Raw genomic sequence first — 15,642 nt, 5'->3', positions numbered from 1 at the left:
AAAAAGACTGTCCGGTTCGTTGCCGAAACCGGGACAGTTTTTTCATTTCCTAATACTCGCGTTTTGCGACAAAGTCGGCAATTTCCTGAAAAGCCTCTTGAAACTCTTGCGGCACATGCGCCGCCAAGATGTGACGCGCCTTCTCCAGATACTCGTCCACTTTCTTATAACTGTATTCCAGCGCGCCCGATTCGCGGATAATCGTCAGGCCACGCTCCGCTTTCGCATCGCTCATCGCGCGGTCAGTCACAATCTGCACCAGTTCATCCTTCGCCAAACTTTGCTGCAGCGCATAAATCACCGGCATCGTAATCATGCCCTGACGCAGGTCATGCCCTGCCGGTTTTCCCAGTTGCTCGCTGGTAGCGGTCATATCCAGAATATCGTCTGTGATTTGAAACGCCATACCGAGGCAGTAGCCGTACTCGCGAAAATCATCTACAGCCGTGGGGCTCATTCTCGCCGACATTGCACCCAGCTTGCAACTGGCGGCGATGAAGTCAGCCGTCTTTTGCGCAATCCGCACCAAATATTCTTCTTCGGTCTGGTTCGCGTCATAGGCACTGGCGCTTTGGTTGATCTCGCCCTCGCTCATCGCACAGATCAATTCGGCCAGCACGCCCAAGCGGGCGCTATCGACCGTATTGGCGATAAGAGAAAAAGCACGGGCAAAGAGATAGTCGCCGGTCAAAACAGAAGAATGTCCGCCCCACAATGCATTTGCCGTTGCAATGCCGCGCCGAGTCTCCGCATGATCGACAACATCGTCATGCACCAACGTTGCCATGTGGATCAATTCCAAGGCTGCCGCCATCGGCATCATTTCCGCCATTTCATGGCAACCGCCGCTGCGCGCAGACAAAAAATATAAAGCCGGACGCAAGCGCTTGCCTCCCGCCTGTACCAAATGGCTGCTGATTTCACGAATTAACTCTTCCTGTGATTTAGTTACCGTAATCAGCTCATCTTCCAAATGCTCTAAGTCGTTGCTTATCAAATCAAACATGGAATTTTTCACTATCGTAATCACCCACATGTAAAGTCTCTGTCTATCATACACTATCGATCAGACTTTCGTCCATGCCTTTTTACAGAATCGAAAGAAAAAACGGGCGGCCGCAGCCGCCCGTCAATGCATCGTCTTAGGGTATCATCCAGGTCAAATAGTAGGATTGAACATAGGTCATGACCCCGACGATAACCACCAAAATTAAGGAATGGATTACCGTAAAGTTGAAGAGATCGCCTTCCTTACCGACCAAGCCGGTAGCAGCCGTAGCGACGGCAATACTTTGCGGTGAAATCATCTTGCCGGTTACGCCGCCGGAAGAGTTGGCAGCCACTGACAGGATTGGATCCATACCGACCTGCTGCGCCGTAACCGACTGCAGATTGCCGAACAGTGCGTTGGCTGAGGTATCGGAGCCGGTCAGGAACACGCCCAGCCAGCCAAGGAATGGCGAGAAGAACGGGAAGAAGTTTCCGGTGTGAGCGAGGAACAAGCCCAACGTGGAGCTCATGCCGGAGAAGTTCATGATATACGCCAGACCCAATACGCTCGGGATCGTGATCAACGGTTTTTTCAACTGGGAAAAGGTTTTGCTGAAGATGGCGATGAAACGGCTGGGACCAACACCCAGGATCATGGCCGAGAAAATGCTGCCGATGAACAGCGAAGTGCCTGCGGCGCTCAGCCAGTTCACTTTGTAAAGAGCTGCCATGCCGGTCGGCACCTTAACGATCGGCGCCACTTGGATGACCATTTTATCAAGGCCAGGTACAAGCCATTTGTAGGTCACGCTGTCCAAAACCGCTTGAACCGGTTTGAGACCCCAGAGGATAACCATAACCGTCAGTATGATGAACGGGGACCAGGCTTTAAGAACCGAACCGAAAGTCAATTCACTTTTAACCGCTTTCTTGACTTCCGCCGCACTTGTCTCACCAGGGAAACGCCAAATGTTTTTCGGTTTCCAGACTTTCAGGAAAATCGCCAGCGAAATGATCGCCGCCAAGGAGGAGAGAATGTCGGGAAGTTCTGGGCCTAAGAAGTTAGAGGAAAACCACTGCAGGGTAGCGAACGAAACCCCAGCTACCAGGCAAGCCGGCAGTACTTCGATCGTGGATTTCCAACCGGACATCAGTACGATCAGCCAGATCGGAATGATCACCGACAGGAACGGCAATTGACGGCCGACCATGGCGCTGATCTTCATCGTATCAAGACCGGTAACCTGTCCTGCTACGATGATAGGAATACCGATGCCGCCAAACGCTACCGGCGCAGTATTGGCGATCAGGCACAAACCTGCTGCATAAAGCGGATTGAAGCCGAGGCCCACCAGCATACCGGCGGAAATGGCAACCGGGGCGCCAAATCCTGCAGCGCCTTCTAAAAACGCGCCAAATGCGAAAGCAATCAACAATGCTTGTAATCGACGATCGTCTGTTATCGTCGCGATAGAATCCTTGATGACGTCAAATTGTCCCGTCTCCACCGTCATATTATAGATGAAGATTGCAGTAACTACGATCCAGAAGATCGGGAATATTCCGTACAAGGCGCCCATGCCCGACGCCGTCAAAGCGAGATTCACAGGCATTTTGTAAACAAAAATCGAAACCAAAATTGCTGAAGTTAACGCGATTACACCTGCGATTTGTCCGGGCGTCCGCCGAACCGCCAACAAATAAAATACTACAATGATTGGAATCGCAGCCATAAAGGACGACAATGCCATGTTGCCCATGGGATCATAAATCTGAGTCCAGGTCATTGAATGCACCCCTTCCATCTACTCTTTTTTCTCTTTCGTATTTCGTGTGCATGATTTTAGCTATTCACTTCCGCCTACTGTTTCTCGTCCTCCTTTCAACACTTTAGGCGTCGCCAAACGCGTTGTTCATTTGTCGATTCCCATTCTTTTTCTTCTTTTTTCGACTTTTTCTTCTACATTTTTTTGACACTCTTTGTCGGTTATTGTAGAATCTCGTCTTGGCAATATAATACCATATTTGGATTCTTCCGCGCAATACAAATTTTCAGAGTAAAAAGACAAATCTCTCATTTACCGTTAGGCAAACGAGAGATTTGTCTTTTGCTACGAGCTAAAAATTGGCTGGGGAACAACGAAAACAAGGCCTGTCACGTCTCAGTTTACGTTCGAGACGCCGCCTACATCAGCGTGCTGAACGCAATCGACATCAGCTTCGTGTCATGCGTATCGGCGCGCGAAGTCAAGACGATCGGTTTTGCCGCACCCAGCACGAGACCAGCGATTCGACCGCCGCCATAATGCGTCAGCGCCTTGGCCATCATATTGCCGGCTTCGATATCCGGCACCATGATAATGTCGGCAACGCCGGCTACCGGGCTTTCGATGCCTTTATGCCGGGCCGCTTCCAAATTGACCGCGTTGTCAAACGCCAACGGGCCGTCAATGATCGCGCCTTTGATTTGGCCGCGATCTCCCATTTTTGCTAAAGCCGCGGCGTCAAGCGTCGCCGGCATGTTCGGGTTCACCACTTCGACGGCAGCTAATGCCGCCACTTTGGCAGGCTTAATGCCAAGCGCATGCGCCAAACCAACGCTATTTTGAATGATATCCGCTTTTTCCTTCAATTGCGGCGCAATATTAACCGCCGCATCGGTCACCAACAAGAGGCGCTGCATGCCCGGCAGTTCAAAGACATACGCATGGCTGAGCACGCGACCGGTACGCAGACCGACTTCTTTGTCGAGGACCGCTTTCAGCAGATCCGCCGTGCTCAAAAGCCCTTTCATCAAAACATCGCCCTTGCCGCTCGATACCATGCTGACCGCCAGATAGGCAGCCTTGCGGTCATTCGCTTCTTCAATAAGTTCGCAGCCCTCGAGGCTCATCTCCAACTGTGCGGCAAGCTGCTTGATCTTCGCGCAATCGCCGATCAGGATGAATTCGGCAATTCCCTGCACTCTGGCATCCTTCACCGCCTCCAAAACCGGTTCGTCATGCGCTGCCGCAACAACGACTTTTTTAGCCGGGCGGCCTTTCACTGCTTCCAGGACTTCGGAAAAACTTTTCATATGGTTTCTTCACCCTCCCTGAAATACTGCATGCTATTTTTTTTCCATTCCCGCGTACTGTACAGCATGATGTATTGCTGCAAACCCGACAATGTTGAAAGGCGGGCGGCAATTTTGTTGCACTCTTCACGGTCATGAGCATGAACCATCGTGTAAAAATTATACGGCCAATCCGGCGGCGCAATTCTCGAGTAGCAGTGCGTCACGGCCGCTTCCGCCGCAAAAAGCTTGCCGATCCTGCCTATTTCTTCTTCCGGCACAATCCAGGCGCACAATGCGTTTGCCGCATAGCCGACCTCGCGATGTCGCAGTACCGCACCCATCTTTCTTATTTTTCCGCTTTCCACATAAGAAGCCAAACGACGCAAAAGTTCGTCCTGACTGATTCCCAAACCAGCCGCAATTTGCTGATAGGGTTCAGGTACAAGCGGAAAATCATCCTGCATCGCTGCAATGATTTTTTTATCCAACTGATCCAGCATCTTACCACCTCATAGCGTAAATTGAACGCTCACTTTGAATTTTTCCGTTGCCGGCAGACTGATCAAACGTGAGACGCCCGGCAAAGCCGCCACCGTTGCCAGTATTTTCTCCAGCGCCGCCTGATTCGGCGCCATCAAGGTAAACCAGAGATTAAATTCGCCTTCGCGCTCATAATTATGCGTGACGCCCGGATAGCCGTTGATATGCGTCGCTACGTCAGCCATCGCTTCCGGCAAGACTTTTAGCGCGACCAAGGTTCCCGCATAGCCCATCTTAGCCGAATCAAAGAACGGCCCGATCCGACGGATAAAGCCGCCGTCTTTCAACGCCTGTATTCTCTCCAGCACGGTCGCTTCATCCGATCCCAACTCTTCGGCCAACACGGCAAAAGGCCGAGTCGCCAGCGGCAAATGCGTTTGGATGCGATTTAACAATCGTTTATCAAAATCAGTCAGCATGCCATCTCTCCAACGTTCAAAATTCTTTATTCTTTCGCTCTTTAGCGCGAAAACCACTAGAAAAAGGAGAACAGATTCGCTGTCCTCCTTTTCAAAATCACAATGTCATTGTAACAAAAGCGGGCATATCACGTCAAGCAACTCTGCTCGACCCGTTCCCTTAACCGCAGAATAGGGGATAAAATCACTGCTCTTGACGCCAAAGCCTCGCGCCAAGACCGCCAATTGCTTCTGAATCGCAGTCTTCGACAATTTATCCGTTTTCGTCAGGATCAGCTGTACCGGCAGTTTGTTTTGACGCAGCCATTCCAGCATCGCCAAATCGCCTGCCTGCGGCGTATGGCGAATATCGATCAGCTGGCAGATCAACTTCAAATGCGGCGCTTTCTTCAAGTATTCCTCGATAAACTTGCTCCAGGAGCGACGATTGGCGACGCCGGTCTTCGCATAGCCATAGCCTGGCAAATCGACCAGGAAGAACTCCTGGCGCGCTTCTTCCGACAGCTTGGCGGTCAAACGATAAAAATTGATCGTTTGCGTCTTGCCCGGCTGCCCGCTGATGCGCGCCAAACCATGATGGCGGCACAGCGAGTTAATCAGCGAGGATTTCCCTACGTTGGAGCGGCCGATAAAAGCCACTTCCGTTAAACCGTCTTGTGGATACTGATCCATCCGAACCGCCGATGCTTCATAGCTGGCCTTGATGATATTTGCCGCCGTCTCACTCATTCGGCTTCACCAACGCGCTTTCCAGCACTTCATCCATGTGTTCCACCAGGATAAATTCAATCGCTTTTTTCACGTTTGCCGGCAATTCCTCGAGATCCCGCTTATTTTCTTTCGGCATCAGTATCGTCTTGATGCCGATGCGATGCGCGGCCAGCATCTTTTCTTTAATGCCGCCAACTGGCAATACACGCCCCCGCAAAGTGATTTCTCCGGTCATCGCCAAATCGCTGCGCACGGCACGGCCGGTAAGCGCGGAAACGACCGCGGTTGCCATCGTGATGCCGGCCGAAGGACCATCTTTCGGAATCGCCCCTTCCGGCAAATGAATGTGAATATCCGTTTTCTCCTGAAAATCGGCTTCAATCCCCAGTTCTGCAGCGCGCGAGCGAATATAACTGAATCCGGCCTGAGCCGACTCGCGCATGACCTCGCCCAACTGTCCGGTTAAGAGCAGCGTTCCTTTGCCTTTCATCACGGTCACTTCCGTCGCCAAAACATCTCCGCCGACCTCCGTCCAAGCCAGTCCTGTGCTGACGCCGACCTGGTCTTCGAGTTCCGCTTGGCGATTACGGTATTTTTGCGTCCCCAGGAACGTATGCAAATTTTGCGCCGTCACTCTTACGCTTTTCTTCTTGTTCTGTACGATTTGCCGCGCCACCTTGCGGCAGATCGCTGCAATATTGCGTTCCAAACCGCGTACGCCAGCCTCGCGCGTATACTCACGAATCACTTTTTGCAGCGTTCCTTCGGAAAATACGATCTGTTTATTCGTCAAACCATGGTCTTTGATTTGTTTGTCGACCAGGTAACGCTTGGCGATTTGCACTTTTTCTTCTTCCGTATAGCCGGGAATATTGATGATTTCCATGCGATCGAGGAGCGGCCGGGGAATGTTATGCATGACATTGGCCGTAACGATCCAAAGCACGCGCGACAAGTCGAACGGCAATTCCACATAATGGTCACTAAAGGTATTGTTTTGCTCCGGGTCTAAGACCTCCAGCAATGCCGAGGAGGGATCGCCACGGAAATCCGCGCTCATCTTATCGATCTCATCCAATAAAAAGACCGGATTTTTCGAACCCGCCGTACGCATGCCCTGTACAATCCGTCCCGGCAATGCGCCGACGTAAGTACGGCGATGCCCGCGGATCTCCGCTTCATCCCGTACGCCGCCAAGCGAGACCCGGACAAATTTACGTTCCATCGCCCGCGCCACCGAACGCGCCAACGACGTCTTGCCGACACCGGGCGGTCCAACCAGGCAAAGTATCGGTCCTTTCATTTGCGCCGTCAGTTTGCGGATCGAAAGATACTCCAAGATCCGTTCCTTGACTTTTTCCAGCCCATAATGATCTTCTTCGAGCGTACCTTCGGCCACGTCAATGTCGAGACGATCTTCGCTTTCCTTCGACCACGGCAACGCCAAGAGCCAGTCCAGATAGGTACGGATAACGGCGCTTTCCGCAACCATGGGCGGCATTTTTTCCAAGCGTTCGATTTCTTTTTGAATTTTTTCCAGTACGTCTTTGGGAAACTCCTGTTCCTTCATGCGTTCGCGATATTCATCGACTTCCGCCGTACGGTCATCTTTGTCGCCCAATTCTTTTTGAATCGCCTTCAGCTGTTCGCGCAGATAGTATTCTTTTTGCGTTTTTTCCATCTGCTTGCGTACTCGAACATTGATCTTTTTTTCCAGTTCGAGAATTTCCATTTCCCGGCCCAGTATTTCACACAGCTTTTCCAAGCGTTCCTGCACGTCGATGGCGTCCAACAAAGCCTGCTTGTCTTCGACTTTTAACGAGAGATGACTGGCGATCAAATCGGTCAGGCGGCCCGGTTCTTCGACCACGACAACAGAAACCAAGGTTTCCGGCGGAATTTTTTTGCTTAGCTTGACCCACTGCTCAAATTGGTTCACCGCCGTACGCGTCAGCGCTTCGACTTCCGCGGTCTTGCCCTGCGGTTCTTCAAATTCGCGGATTTCAACCTGATAATAAGGTTCCATGTCGCTATAACCAACAATTTCAGCGCGGTGCAGTCCCTCAACCAAAACGCGAATCGTACCGCCCGGCAGTTTGAGCAGTTGTTTTATTTCAGCAACCGTACCGACAGTAAAAATATCATCCGGCTCCGGGTTGTCATTTTGCGCATCCTTTTGCGCCGCCAGCATGATCATTCTGTCGTCGACCATCGCTTCTTCCAGCGCGCTAATCGATTTTTCGCGCCCCACATCCAAATGGATAATCATATATGGAAACACCAAAATTCCGCGTAGCGGCAATAGCGGTATTGTACGTTTCTTGCTTTCCATATCCACCCCTCCTTACACTTGCAACGTTTGCAAGAATCATCCTTGCTTTATAATAATTCGTAGTAAAACGATAAACACCTTCAAAAAAACAAGAGAGTAAACTCTCTTGTTTTTTTATCTTATGCCGATTCTTCTTTCTTCTTCGCTTTAGCAACCTCACTGGTAACAAGCAAAGGCTCTTCCTTATTCAGGATCACTTCTTTGGTCACCGTGCAGCTGACGACATCGCCGCGCGAGGGGACATCATACATCACGTTGCGCATGATCGCTTCAATAATGGAACGCAATCCGCGTGCGCCGGTATTTCGTTTCATCGCTTCCTGCGCAATAGCCTGCAGCGAATCTTCTTTGAATTCCAATTGGACATTGTCCATCTCGAGGAATTTTTGGTATTGCTTTACCAAAGCGTTTTTCGGCTCTTTTAAAATGCGCACCAATGCAGTCTCATCGAGTGCATCGAGCGTCACAATGACCGGTAAACGTCCGACAAATTCCGGAATCAAGCCAAATTTCAGCAGATCCTCCGGCAGAATTTTCTTCAGCAGCTCGCCCATCATTTTCTTTTCTTTGCTGCGGATCTCAGCGCCGAAGCCAAGGCCTTTTTGACCAGTTCGGGAGTTGATGATCTTATCGATGCCGTCAAAAGCACCGCCGCAAATAAAGAGGATGTTCGTGGTGTCGATCTGAATGAATTCCTGATGCGGATGTTTGCGCCCGCCTTGCGGCGGTACGCTGGCAACCGTGCCTTCGAGGATTTTCAGCAAAGCCTGCTGCACACCCTCGCCGGATACGTCTCTGGTAATCGACGGATTTTCCGATTTACGGGCGATCTTATCGATCTCATCGATATAGACAATCCCTTTTTCGGCTTTTTCCACATCATAATCAGCCGCCTGAATCAGCTTCAGCAAGATGTTTTCCACATCTTCGCCCACATAACCGGCCTCGGTCAATGAAGTCGCGTCTGCAATCGCAAACGGAACATTGAGGATTTTAGCCAGTGTCTGCGCCAACAACGTCTTGCCGCTGCCCGTCGGGCCGAGCATGATGATGTTGGATTTTTGCAATTCTACTTCCTCATGATGATGCGTGCCTGTACCTTGGCGATGGCCTGGCGCAGGGTGAGCCACATGACTGTTCAAATTGATCCGTTTGTAGTGGTTATACACTGCGACCGCCAGACTTTTTTTCGCTTCATCCTGACCAATGACATACTGGTCGAGAATGCCGCGAATTTCTTGCGGTTTCGGAATGTCGCGAAGCTCGAGTTCGACTTCTTCGCCACTCAGTTCCTCTGCAATGATCTCGTTGCATAACTCGATGCATTCATCGCAGATATAAACTCCGGGTCCGGCCACCAATTTCTTAACCTGTTCCTGCATTTTACCGCAAAAAGAACATTTCAACTGGCCTTTGTCATCCCCAAATTTCAACATAATCTATTTCACCTCGCTATTTGGGACTTTCCTGACGTTTTTCCCCGCGTACCACCACTGCGTCGATCAGGCCGTATTCCTTAGCCTGTTCGGCCGACATGAAAAAGTCGCGTTCCGTATCTTGTTGAATCTTTTCCATCGACTGTCCGGTATGTTTAACCAGCGCTTCATTAAGCAGTTCCCGCAAGCGGAGAATTTCGCGCGCTTGTATTTCAATGTCCGAAGCCTGTCCCCGAGCGCCGCCAAGTGGCTGATGAATCATGATCCGAGAGTTCGGCAACGCGAAGCGTTTGCCTTTCGCGCCGGCGCTCAAAAGAAACGCGCCCATGCTGGCGGCCGAGCCCATGCAGATCGTCGAGACATCCGGCTTGATGTACTGCATCGTGTCATAAATGGCAAGACCTGCCGTCACTACACCGCCCGGGCTGTTGATATAGAGATGGATATCCTTTTCCGGATCCTCCGCTTCTAAAAACAGCAACTGTGCAATAATCAAGTTGGCCACATGGTCATCGATCGGGCCGCCGATAAAGACAATCCGGTCTTTTAAAAGACGGGAATAAATATCATAGGATCGTTCTCCACGATTGGATTGTTCTACTACGATTGGCACAAAGCTCATACGTATCACCCCTGTCCGAGAAGTAAATTTTAGGCTTGGGCTACGCTTTCAATGATGAGGTTTGCAGCTTTGCGGCGCAGAATCGATTCAAGCAGCATACCCATGCGGCCCTGCGCCAGGAAAACTTTTTGCACCTGCTCCACTGAAGCGCCATAATGTTTGGAGATTTCCTCCAGCTCTTCTTTAATGTCAGCTTCACCGGCTTCCAATGCTTCCGCTTTCGCAATCGCATCGAGCGTCAGGTCGGTTTTAACATTAACTTCGGCAGATTCCCGGTATTTTCCTTTTAAATCTTCCAAGGAACTGCTCATGAATTGTAAATAGTGTTCCAGTTTCATGCCGCGGCTTTCGAGGTTGGATTTCAGATCTTCCATCATGCTGTCAACGCGGGCATCTACCATTACAGCAGGAATATCGGTCGTCGCATTGTCGACCGCTTGCTTGATGGCTTCATTCTTGAAATCTTTGTCGGCTTTTTCTACGGCAGCCGCTTCCATCTTGCTGCGCAGATCCTCTTTCATTTCTTCAACGGTATTGAACTCGCTGGCTTCTTTCACGAACTCGTCGTCAAGCACCGGCAGTTCTTTACGTTTCACGTCTTGAACCGTCACCTTGAACATTGCTTCTTTTCCGGCTAACTCTTCGGAATGGTATTCCGCCGGGAACGTTACTTTCACTTCTTTGGCTTCGCCGGCTTTCGATCCGATCAACTGCTCTTCAAAGCCCGGAATGAAGGTGTTCGATCCGATTTGCAGCGGATAGCCTTTGCCTTCGCCGCCCGGGAATGCCACGCCGTCTACAAAGCCTTCAAAGTCGATGATGGCAAAATCGCCGTCAGCTAACGTCGCGCCTTCTACAACTACCAGTTTCGATTGGCGTTCACGCAAGGCATCGATTTGCTTGGTGATTTCCGCTTCATCTACCGCTTCCACGGTTTTGCTCACAGTCAGACCTTTATATTGTCCCAATTGAACTTCCGGTTTTACGGTCACTTTCGCTTTGAAAACGACGTCTTTGTCAGCTTCCAGCGTAACGACTTCGATCGAAGGACGGCTAACCGGTTCTACCTTATGCTCATCCAGCGCCTTGTTGTACGCCGGCGTTGCTACCAATTCAAATGCTTCATCTAAAATAGCTTCTTTTCCGATACGCTTTTCTAAAACATTGCGCGGAACCTTTCCTTTACGAAACCCGGGAATATTGACTTTGCTCGCCAGACTCTGATAAGCGCGCTCCATGCCTTTCGTCAGTTCCGCCGCCGGAACTTCGACCTCGAACACCACTGTATGGTTGTCTATCTTCTCCATCGTTGCTTTCATTATACCGTTGCCTCCTGTATTGTGTTTAAAATTTTATACGCAAAATGCTGTTTTAGCGCGACATTCCTCACGCCATGATATATATCATAACATAACCCATTGCCAAGTACAAGGCGAACGAAAAAAAGGCCCGGCATAACGCCGAGCCTTGGATGTCTTCTGGAGCGGAAAAGGAGATTCGAACTCCCGACCCTCGCCTTGGCAAGGCGATGCTCTACCGCTGAGCTATTTCCGCAAGGATTTGCCGCATGAATTGTTTGGAGCGGAAAAGGAGATTCGAACTCCCGACCCTCGCCTTGGCAAGGCGATGCTCTACCGCTGAGCTATTTCCGCATCATTTCAACTCGCTATCGTTTAACGACAAAATTGATTATACCGATTTTCGCCATTATTGTCAACACCATTTCTTTGTTTTTTTCTTAGTTTTACAAGGCCATCCTTTTCTTCGTCTAAATTATCCTTAGCGACAAAACGCCGCCCTCTTACTTCGCTGTAAAAAAGCATTGCCATCCCGTCACTTTCTCCGTCTCTTTTTTCCTATTATAATGAAGCTTAATATTTAAGCTCATGTCAAAAACGTCGCTAAAGCTCGCAAACAGGCATGCGCCTATGGGGAAACATAATATTTAGCACTTTTCTCTCTGCGGCCTGCCTTTAATCCGCTTTTTCCCGCATAATCACCCCTTTCATTTTAACCGTCGCACAGGCTATAATGGATTCTATCCGCAATTTTATAAAAACATTATAAACGTACAGATTGGAGGTTGAGCTCAACCTATGATGCGAATCCTGCGTCGCCTGCTGATTGGCAGACCGCTTCACAACCAGGAAATGGCTCACGAAAAACTTCCCAAGTGGAAGGCATTAGCTATTTTTTCTTCGGACGCCCTTTCCTCCGTCGCGTATGGTCCAGAACAGATCATGCTGGTTTTGGCACTGCCCGGTCTTATCGCTTACGGTTTTCTGGCGCCTGTTTCGATAGCCATCCTTATCTTATTGGCTATCGTCACGATTTCTTACGTTCAGGTTGCCAATGCTAACCCCGGAGGTGGAGGCTCCTATGCCGTCGCGATCAAGAATCTGGGCGAAAAACCGGCGCTTGTCGCCGCCGCCGCCTTGTTCGCCGACTATACGCTCACTGTCGCAGTAAGCGTATCCGCCGGTACCGTCGCCATCATCTCAGCTTTTCCCGAACTGCTGCAGTATGAAGTCGTTATCGACTTAGCCGTACTGTTCGGCCTGCTGATGTTGATTAACCTGCGCGGCGTACGCGAATCGGCAACCGCCTTCGTTTATCCGACCTACGCGTTTATTTTCGGCATCGTCGCTTTAATCATTTGCGGCCTCTTTCAGGCGTTTACGCAAACTGCGCCGGTCATTCCGCCTGAGTCGCTGCAGCGCGAATGGCACTGGTCAATGCTCTTCGTTCTGCTGCGGGCATTTGCCAACGGCTGTAGCTCTATGACCGGGGTAGAAGCAATCTCGAACGGCGTTCCGATGTTTCGCAAACCGGAAGTAAAGAACGCCGCCGCGACGACCTACTGGATGTCCGGCATTCTGGCCTTTATGTTTGCCGGCATCGGATTTATGATGATGCATTTTCATGTGATGCCGCTTGAGGGCATCACCGCCTTATCGCAATTGGCGGAAAACACCTTCGGGCGCGGCTGGCTCTACTATTATATTCAGATCACCACGATGGTAGTCCTTTATTTGGCTGCCAACACCTCATTCAACGGATTGCCGCCCCTCTTGTCGATTCTGGCTAAGGACGGCTATATGCCGCGCTATCTTGGAACGCGAGGCGAACGCCTCAGTTTTTCCAACGGCATTGTCCTTTTAAGCCTGGTAGCCGGCGCTCTTATCGTCATTTACCAGGGTAACACCGATGATTTGATTTCCTTGTACGCGATCGGCGTATTCCTCTCTTTCACGATTGCGCAATGGGGCATGATCATCCATTGGCGGCGCGAAAAAGGCGAGCATTGGCAAACCCGTGCCTGCATCAATGCCGCCGGTATGCTGGTAACCGGATTGGTCGTTTTAGTCATCGCCGTATCTAAGTTCTTTTACGGCGCCTGGATGGTAATGGTCTTCATTCCGGCAATGATGATCATTTTCCTCAAAATCCGCAAGCATTACCGCGATATGTCAGAACAACTCCATCTGCCGATGGATGAATTGCGTTTGCAGGAAAATGCCGACAGCATCATCGGACGCAACCTGGTTATTGTACCGATCTCTACTCCGACAGGCGTCGTAGCGCAAACACTGCGTTACGCAAAGGTCATCAGTCAGGACATTGTCGCGCTGCATATTGCAACCGATGAAGAAGTCGGCCACCGTGTAGCGGAAAAATGGCAGGCCTGGGATCCCGGCGTTGAATTGGTTACCGTATATTCTCCATACCGGCTCGTCGTTCAGCCGCTCCTGGATTATATCAGCCAATTGGAGGCGCAAAAAAATCCTGAGGATTATATCACGGTTTTGATTCCCGAATTTGAAACAAAAAAACTCTGGCACCGTCTGCTGCACAATCAAACCGGTTGGATCCTTAGAACGTTGCTGATTTTACGTGAAAACGTCATCGTCACTACGATTCCCTACCATCTGACCAAATAAGAAAAGGCCTGAACAAATTGTTCAGGCCTTTTTGCTCGCCATTTTCCGTTTTAAAGCTTCAATGTTATGGTAACACAGTTTTATTTCTCCGTCGTCCTTTCATGCCGCAAATCGCTCGTTACAAGCATCATAACGCATTTGCACGTCAAGACAGCACCGTCCGGTGGAATTGCATCATAATTCCTGCTCAAAAAACCGGCAATTAGGCACAGATCGCTCTTTCAGCACCTCATACCGAAAACCTGAGCGCCTGCTCAAAAAGTGTCAGCCGCTAGGCACGACGAGGGTAAAGTACGCAAGCCAGGAACCGCAGGAGTAACGACGCAGATGACGCTTTTTCAGCAGGCGCGAAAAGAAAAGACCTTTGGAGCTATTACTCTCCAAAGGTCTAATTTGCAAGTATATGGTGCGGGCGAGAGGACTTGAACCTCCACGGTCTCCCGCCAGATCCTAAATCTGGTGCGTCTGCCATTCCGCCACGCCCGCACAACATTGTTTCAAAAAGTGGTGACCCACGATGGACTCGAACCATCGACACCCTGATTAAAAGTCAGGTGCTCTACCAACTGAGCTAGTAGGTCACATTGGCAGGGGCGGCTGGACTCGAACCAACGCATGCGGGAGTCAAAGTCCCGTGCCTTACCGACTTGGCGACGCCCCTACAAGTTTGTTTTTTAAAAAAGAATGGGGTGACTGAAGGGGTTCGAACCCTCGAATAACGGAGCCACAATCCGCCGTGTTAACCACTTCACCACAGCCACCATTTGTTCGACGCTGTTCACCAGCGACGAAATTTATTTTAGCACATCCTATTCATTATGTCAAACCCTTAACTGTATTTTTTTAAAACTTTTTCACAAAAACAGCGCCGTAAAGCGTCTAATCAGGACCACCCGTCTAACGGGTGGTTTGCTTTAGCCCTATAAGGGCATAATACTGGCTGAGTCTCAAGACTCGCTGAATAGTCCGCCAACCGCATAGCCTTTTCAGTCTACCCCTAAAGGGGTCTTATTTCGACTTTTTTGCTGGCTCACCCGTGAACGGGTCAACTAGCTCTTTCAAAGTAAGTTGCTCGGCGATCACATCGTCTTTTAACTGATTTTTGATATACTCTTCAATTGCTTTTTTATTTCGACCTACTGTATCTACATAGTATCCTTTACACCAAAACTGTCGATTGCCATATCGATATTTCAAGTTCGCATGCCTATCAAATATCATTAATGAACTCTTTCCTTTTAGATACCCCACAAAACTTGACACGCTTATTTTCGGCGGTATGCTTACCAACATGTGAACGTGATCCGGGCAAGCACTTGCTTCTATAATTTCAACACCTTTATGTTCGCATAGCTTTCTCAGTATAACTCCGATATCACTTTTTATTTTCCCATATATGATTTGTCTTCTGTATTTCGGTGCGAAAACTATATGGTATTTGCATTTCCATTTTGTGTGTGCTAAACTGCTGTTATCCATTTTGGATACTCCTCCTTTGTTAGTTTATGCGGTCGGCAAACCTGCATTTATTCTAGCAAAGGAGGCTTTTCTTTTCTACTTATAGCTATAAGCTTTCCGGAACCACACGCCTAG

Annotated in this window: 13 protein-coding genes and 6 tRNA genes; 1 reads left to right on the top strand and 18 read right to left on the bottom strand. The window is 49.8% G+C overall.

Translation table 11 applies throughout. The features are described from left to right. Positions 1 to 49: 49 nt before the first annotated feature. The 13 genes from QTL79_RS14705 to QTL79_RS14645 form a co-directional block, all read right to left on the bottom strand. Positions 50 to 1,018, bottom strand: coding sequence for a polyprenyl synthetase family protein (locus QTL79_RS14705; protein ID WP_346355721.1), 969 nt, complete (start codon positions 1,016 to 1,018; stop codon positions 50 to 52). 124 nt (positions 1,019 to 1,142) lie between these two features. After that, positions 1,143 to 2,777, bottom strand: a complete 1,635-nt coding sequence (locus QTL79_RS14700; RefSeq protein WP_346355720.1) for an L-lactate permease — start codon at positions 2,775 to 2,777, stop codon at positions 1,143 to 1,145. Between the two features lie 398 nt (positions 2,778 to 3,175). Next, positions 3,176 to 4,066 carry a phosphate butyryltransferase gene (locus tag QTL79_RS14695; RefSeq protein WP_346355719.1) on the bottom strand — a complete coding sequence of 297 codons (891 nt, stop codon included), beginning with the start codon at positions 4,064 to 4,066 and terminating at the stop codon, positions 3,176 to 3,178. After that, positions 4,063 to 4,548, bottom strand: a complete 486-nt coding sequence (gene ahbB / locus QTL79_RS14690; RefSeq protein WP_346355718.1) for a siroheme decarboxylase subunit beta — start codon at positions 4,546 to 4,548, stop codon at positions 4,063 to 4,065. Before ahbB ends, QTL79_RS14695 begins: the two co-directional genes overlap by 4 nt. Before the next feature lie 9 nt (positions 4,549 to 4,557). After that, on the bottom strand, positions 4,558 to 5,007 hold the full coding sequence (gene ahbA, locus QTL79_RS14685) for a siroheme decarboxylase subunit alpha (RefSeq protein ID WP_346355717.1): 450 nt from the start codon (positions 5,005 to 5,007) through the stop codon (positions 4,558 to 4,560). 105 nt (positions 5,008 to 5,112) lie between these two features. Further along, a complete protein-coding gene (gene yihA, locus QTL79_RS14680) occupies positions 5,113 to 5,736 on the bottom strand; it encodes a ribosome biogenesis GTP-binding protein YihA/YsxC (protein ID WP_346355716.1) in 624 nt (207 codons plus the stop codon). Beyond that, positions 5,729 to 8,050 carry an endopeptidase La gene (gene lon, locus QTL79_RS14675; protein WP_346355715.1) on the bottom strand — a complete coding sequence of 774 codons (2,322 nt, stop codon included), beginning with the start codon at positions 8,048 to 8,050 and terminating at the stop codon, positions 5,729 to 5,731. The genes yihA and lon overlap by 8 nt, the downstream gene beginning before the upstream one ends. 119 nt (positions 8,051 to 8,169) lie before the next feature. Further along, positions 8,170 to 9,486: an ATP-dependent Clp protease ATP-binding subunit ClpX gene (clpX, locus tag QTL79_RS14670; protein ID WP_346355714.1), complete on the bottom strand. Its 1,317-nt coding sequence runs from the start codon at positions 9,484 to 9,486 to the stop codon at positions 8,170 to 8,172. Between the two features lie 16 nt (positions 9,487 to 9,502). Beyond that, positions 9,503 to 10,108 carry an ATP-dependent Clp endopeptidase proteolytic subunit ClpP gene (gene clpP / locus QTL79_RS14665; protein ID WP_346355713.1) on the bottom strand — a complete coding sequence of 202 codons (606 nt, stop codon included), beginning with the start codon at positions 10,106 to 10,108 and terminating at the stop codon, positions 9,503 to 9,505. A 29-nt stretch (positions 10,109 to 10,137) separates the two neighbouring features. Beyond that, complete coding sequence (gene tig, locus QTL79_RS14660) at positions 10,138 to 11,427, bottom strand: trigger factor (RefSeq protein WP_346355712.1); 1,290 nt, start codon at positions 11,425 to 11,427, stop codon at positions 10,138 to 10,140. Positions 11,428 to 11,587: 160 nt separating this feature from the next. Further along, positions 11,588 to 11,662: transfer RNA gene (locus tag QTL79_RS14655), tRNA-Gly, on the bottom strand. Between the two features lie 23 nt (positions 11,663 to 11,685). Beyond that, a tRNA-Gly gene (locus QTL79_RS14650) sits at positions 11,686 to 11,760 on the bottom strand. 21 nt (positions 11,761 to 11,781) lie between these two features. Continuing rightward, entirely contained in the window at positions 11,782 to 11,937 is a 156-nt protein-coding gene (locus QTL79_RS14645; RefSeq protein ID WP_346355711.1) for a hypothetical protein, read from the bottom strand. A gap of 267 nt (positions 11,938 to 12,204) precedes the next feature. On the opposite strand from QTL79_RS14645, the gene QTL79_RS14640 reads away from it, so the two are divergent. Then, complete coding sequence (locus QTL79_RS14640) at positions 12,205 to 14,049, top strand: APC family permease (RefSeq protein WP_346355710.1); 1,845 nt, start codon at positions 12,205 to 12,207, stop codon at positions 14,047 to 14,049. 404 nt (positions 14,050 to 14,453) lie between these two features. Here the strand turns inward: QTL79_RS14640 and QTL79_RS14635 are convergent. From QTL79_RS14635 to tnpA, 5 genes are all read right to left on the bottom strand, one after another. Further along, a tRNA-Leu gene (locus tag QTL79_RS14635) sits at positions 14,454 to 14,535 on the bottom strand. A 19-nt stretch (positions 14,536 to 14,554) separates the two neighbouring features. Then, a tRNA-Lys gene (locus QTL79_RS14630) sits at positions 14,555 to 14,630 on the bottom strand. 4 nt (positions 14,631 to 14,634) lie between these two features. Next, positions 14,635 to 14,710: transfer RNA gene (locus QTL79_RS14625), tRNA-Gln, on the bottom strand. A gap of 24 nt (positions 14,711 to 14,734) precedes the next feature. Further along, a tRNA-His gene (locus tag QTL79_RS14620) sits at positions 14,735 to 14,810 on the bottom strand. Positions 14,811 to 15,057: 247 nt separating this feature from the next. Continuing rightward, the gene (gene tnpA, locus QTL79_RS14615; protein ID WP_346353254.1) at positions 15,058 to 15,528 is read right to left on the bottom strand and encodes an IS200/IS605 family transposase; all 471 of its coding nucleotides are present in this window, start codon (positions 15,526 to 15,528) and stop codon (positions 15,058 to 15,060) included. Positions 15,529 to 15,642 lie beyond the last annotated feature (114 nt).

It is taken from the genome of Azotosporobacter soli, assembly GCF_030542965.1.
Taxonomy (GTDB): domain Bacteria; phylum Bacillota; class Negativicutes; order SG130; family SG130; genus Azotosporobacter; species Azotosporobacter soli.
Note: the sequence above shows the minus strand (reverse complement) of the source record. Positions and strands in the feature narration are given on the sequence as shown.

Excerpts from the sequence above, each read along its gene's own strand:
- QTL79_RS14645 (WP_346355711.1), bottom strand. The coding sequence starts at position 11,937 with ATGGCAATGCTTTTTTACAGCGAAGTAAGAGGGCGGCGTTTTGTCGCT.
- QTL79_RS14695 (WP_346355719.1), bottom strand. The coding sequence starts at position 4,066 with ATGAAAAGTTTTTCCGAAGTCCTGGAAGCAGTGAAAGGCCGCCCGGCT.
- lon (WP_346355715.1), bottom strand. The coding sequence starts at position 8,050 with ATGGAAAGCAAGAAACGTACAATACCGCTATTGCCGCTACGCGGAATT.
- QTL79_RS14700 (WP_346355720.1), bottom strand. The coding sequence starts at position 2,777 with ATGACCTGGACTCAGATTTATGATCCCATGGGCAACATGGCATTGTCG.
- tnpA (WP_346353254.1), bottom strand. The coding sequence starts at position 15,528 with ATGGATAACAGCAGTTTAGCACACACAAAATGGAAATGCAAATACCAT.
- ahbA (WP_346355717.1), bottom strand. The coding sequence starts at position 5,007 with ATGCTGACTGATTTTGATAAACGATTGTTAAATCGCATCCAAACGCAT.
- clpP (WP_346355713.1), bottom strand. The coding sequence starts at position 10,108 with ATGAGCTTTGTGCCAATCGTAGTAGAACAATCCAATCGTGGAGAACGA.
- clpX (WP_346355714.1), bottom strand. The coding sequence starts at position 9,486 with ATGTTGAAATTTGGGGATGACAAAGGCCAGTTGAAATGTTCTTTTTGC.
- yihA (WP_346355716.1), bottom strand. The coding sequence starts at position 5,736 with ATGAGTGAGACGGCGGCAAATATCATCAAGGCCAGCTATGAAGCATCG.
- tig (WP_346355712.1), bottom strand. The coding sequence starts at position 11,427 with ATGAAAGCAACGATGGAGAAGATAGACAACCATACAGTGGTGTTCGAG.
- ahbB (WP_346355718.1), bottom strand. The coding sequence starts at position 4,548 with ATGCTGGATCAGTTGGATAAAAAAATCATTGCAGCGATGCAGGATGAT.
- QTL79_RS14640 (WP_346355710.1), top strand. The coding sequence starts at position 12,205 with ATGATGCGAATCCTGCGTCGCCTGCTGATTGGCAGACCGCTTCACAAC.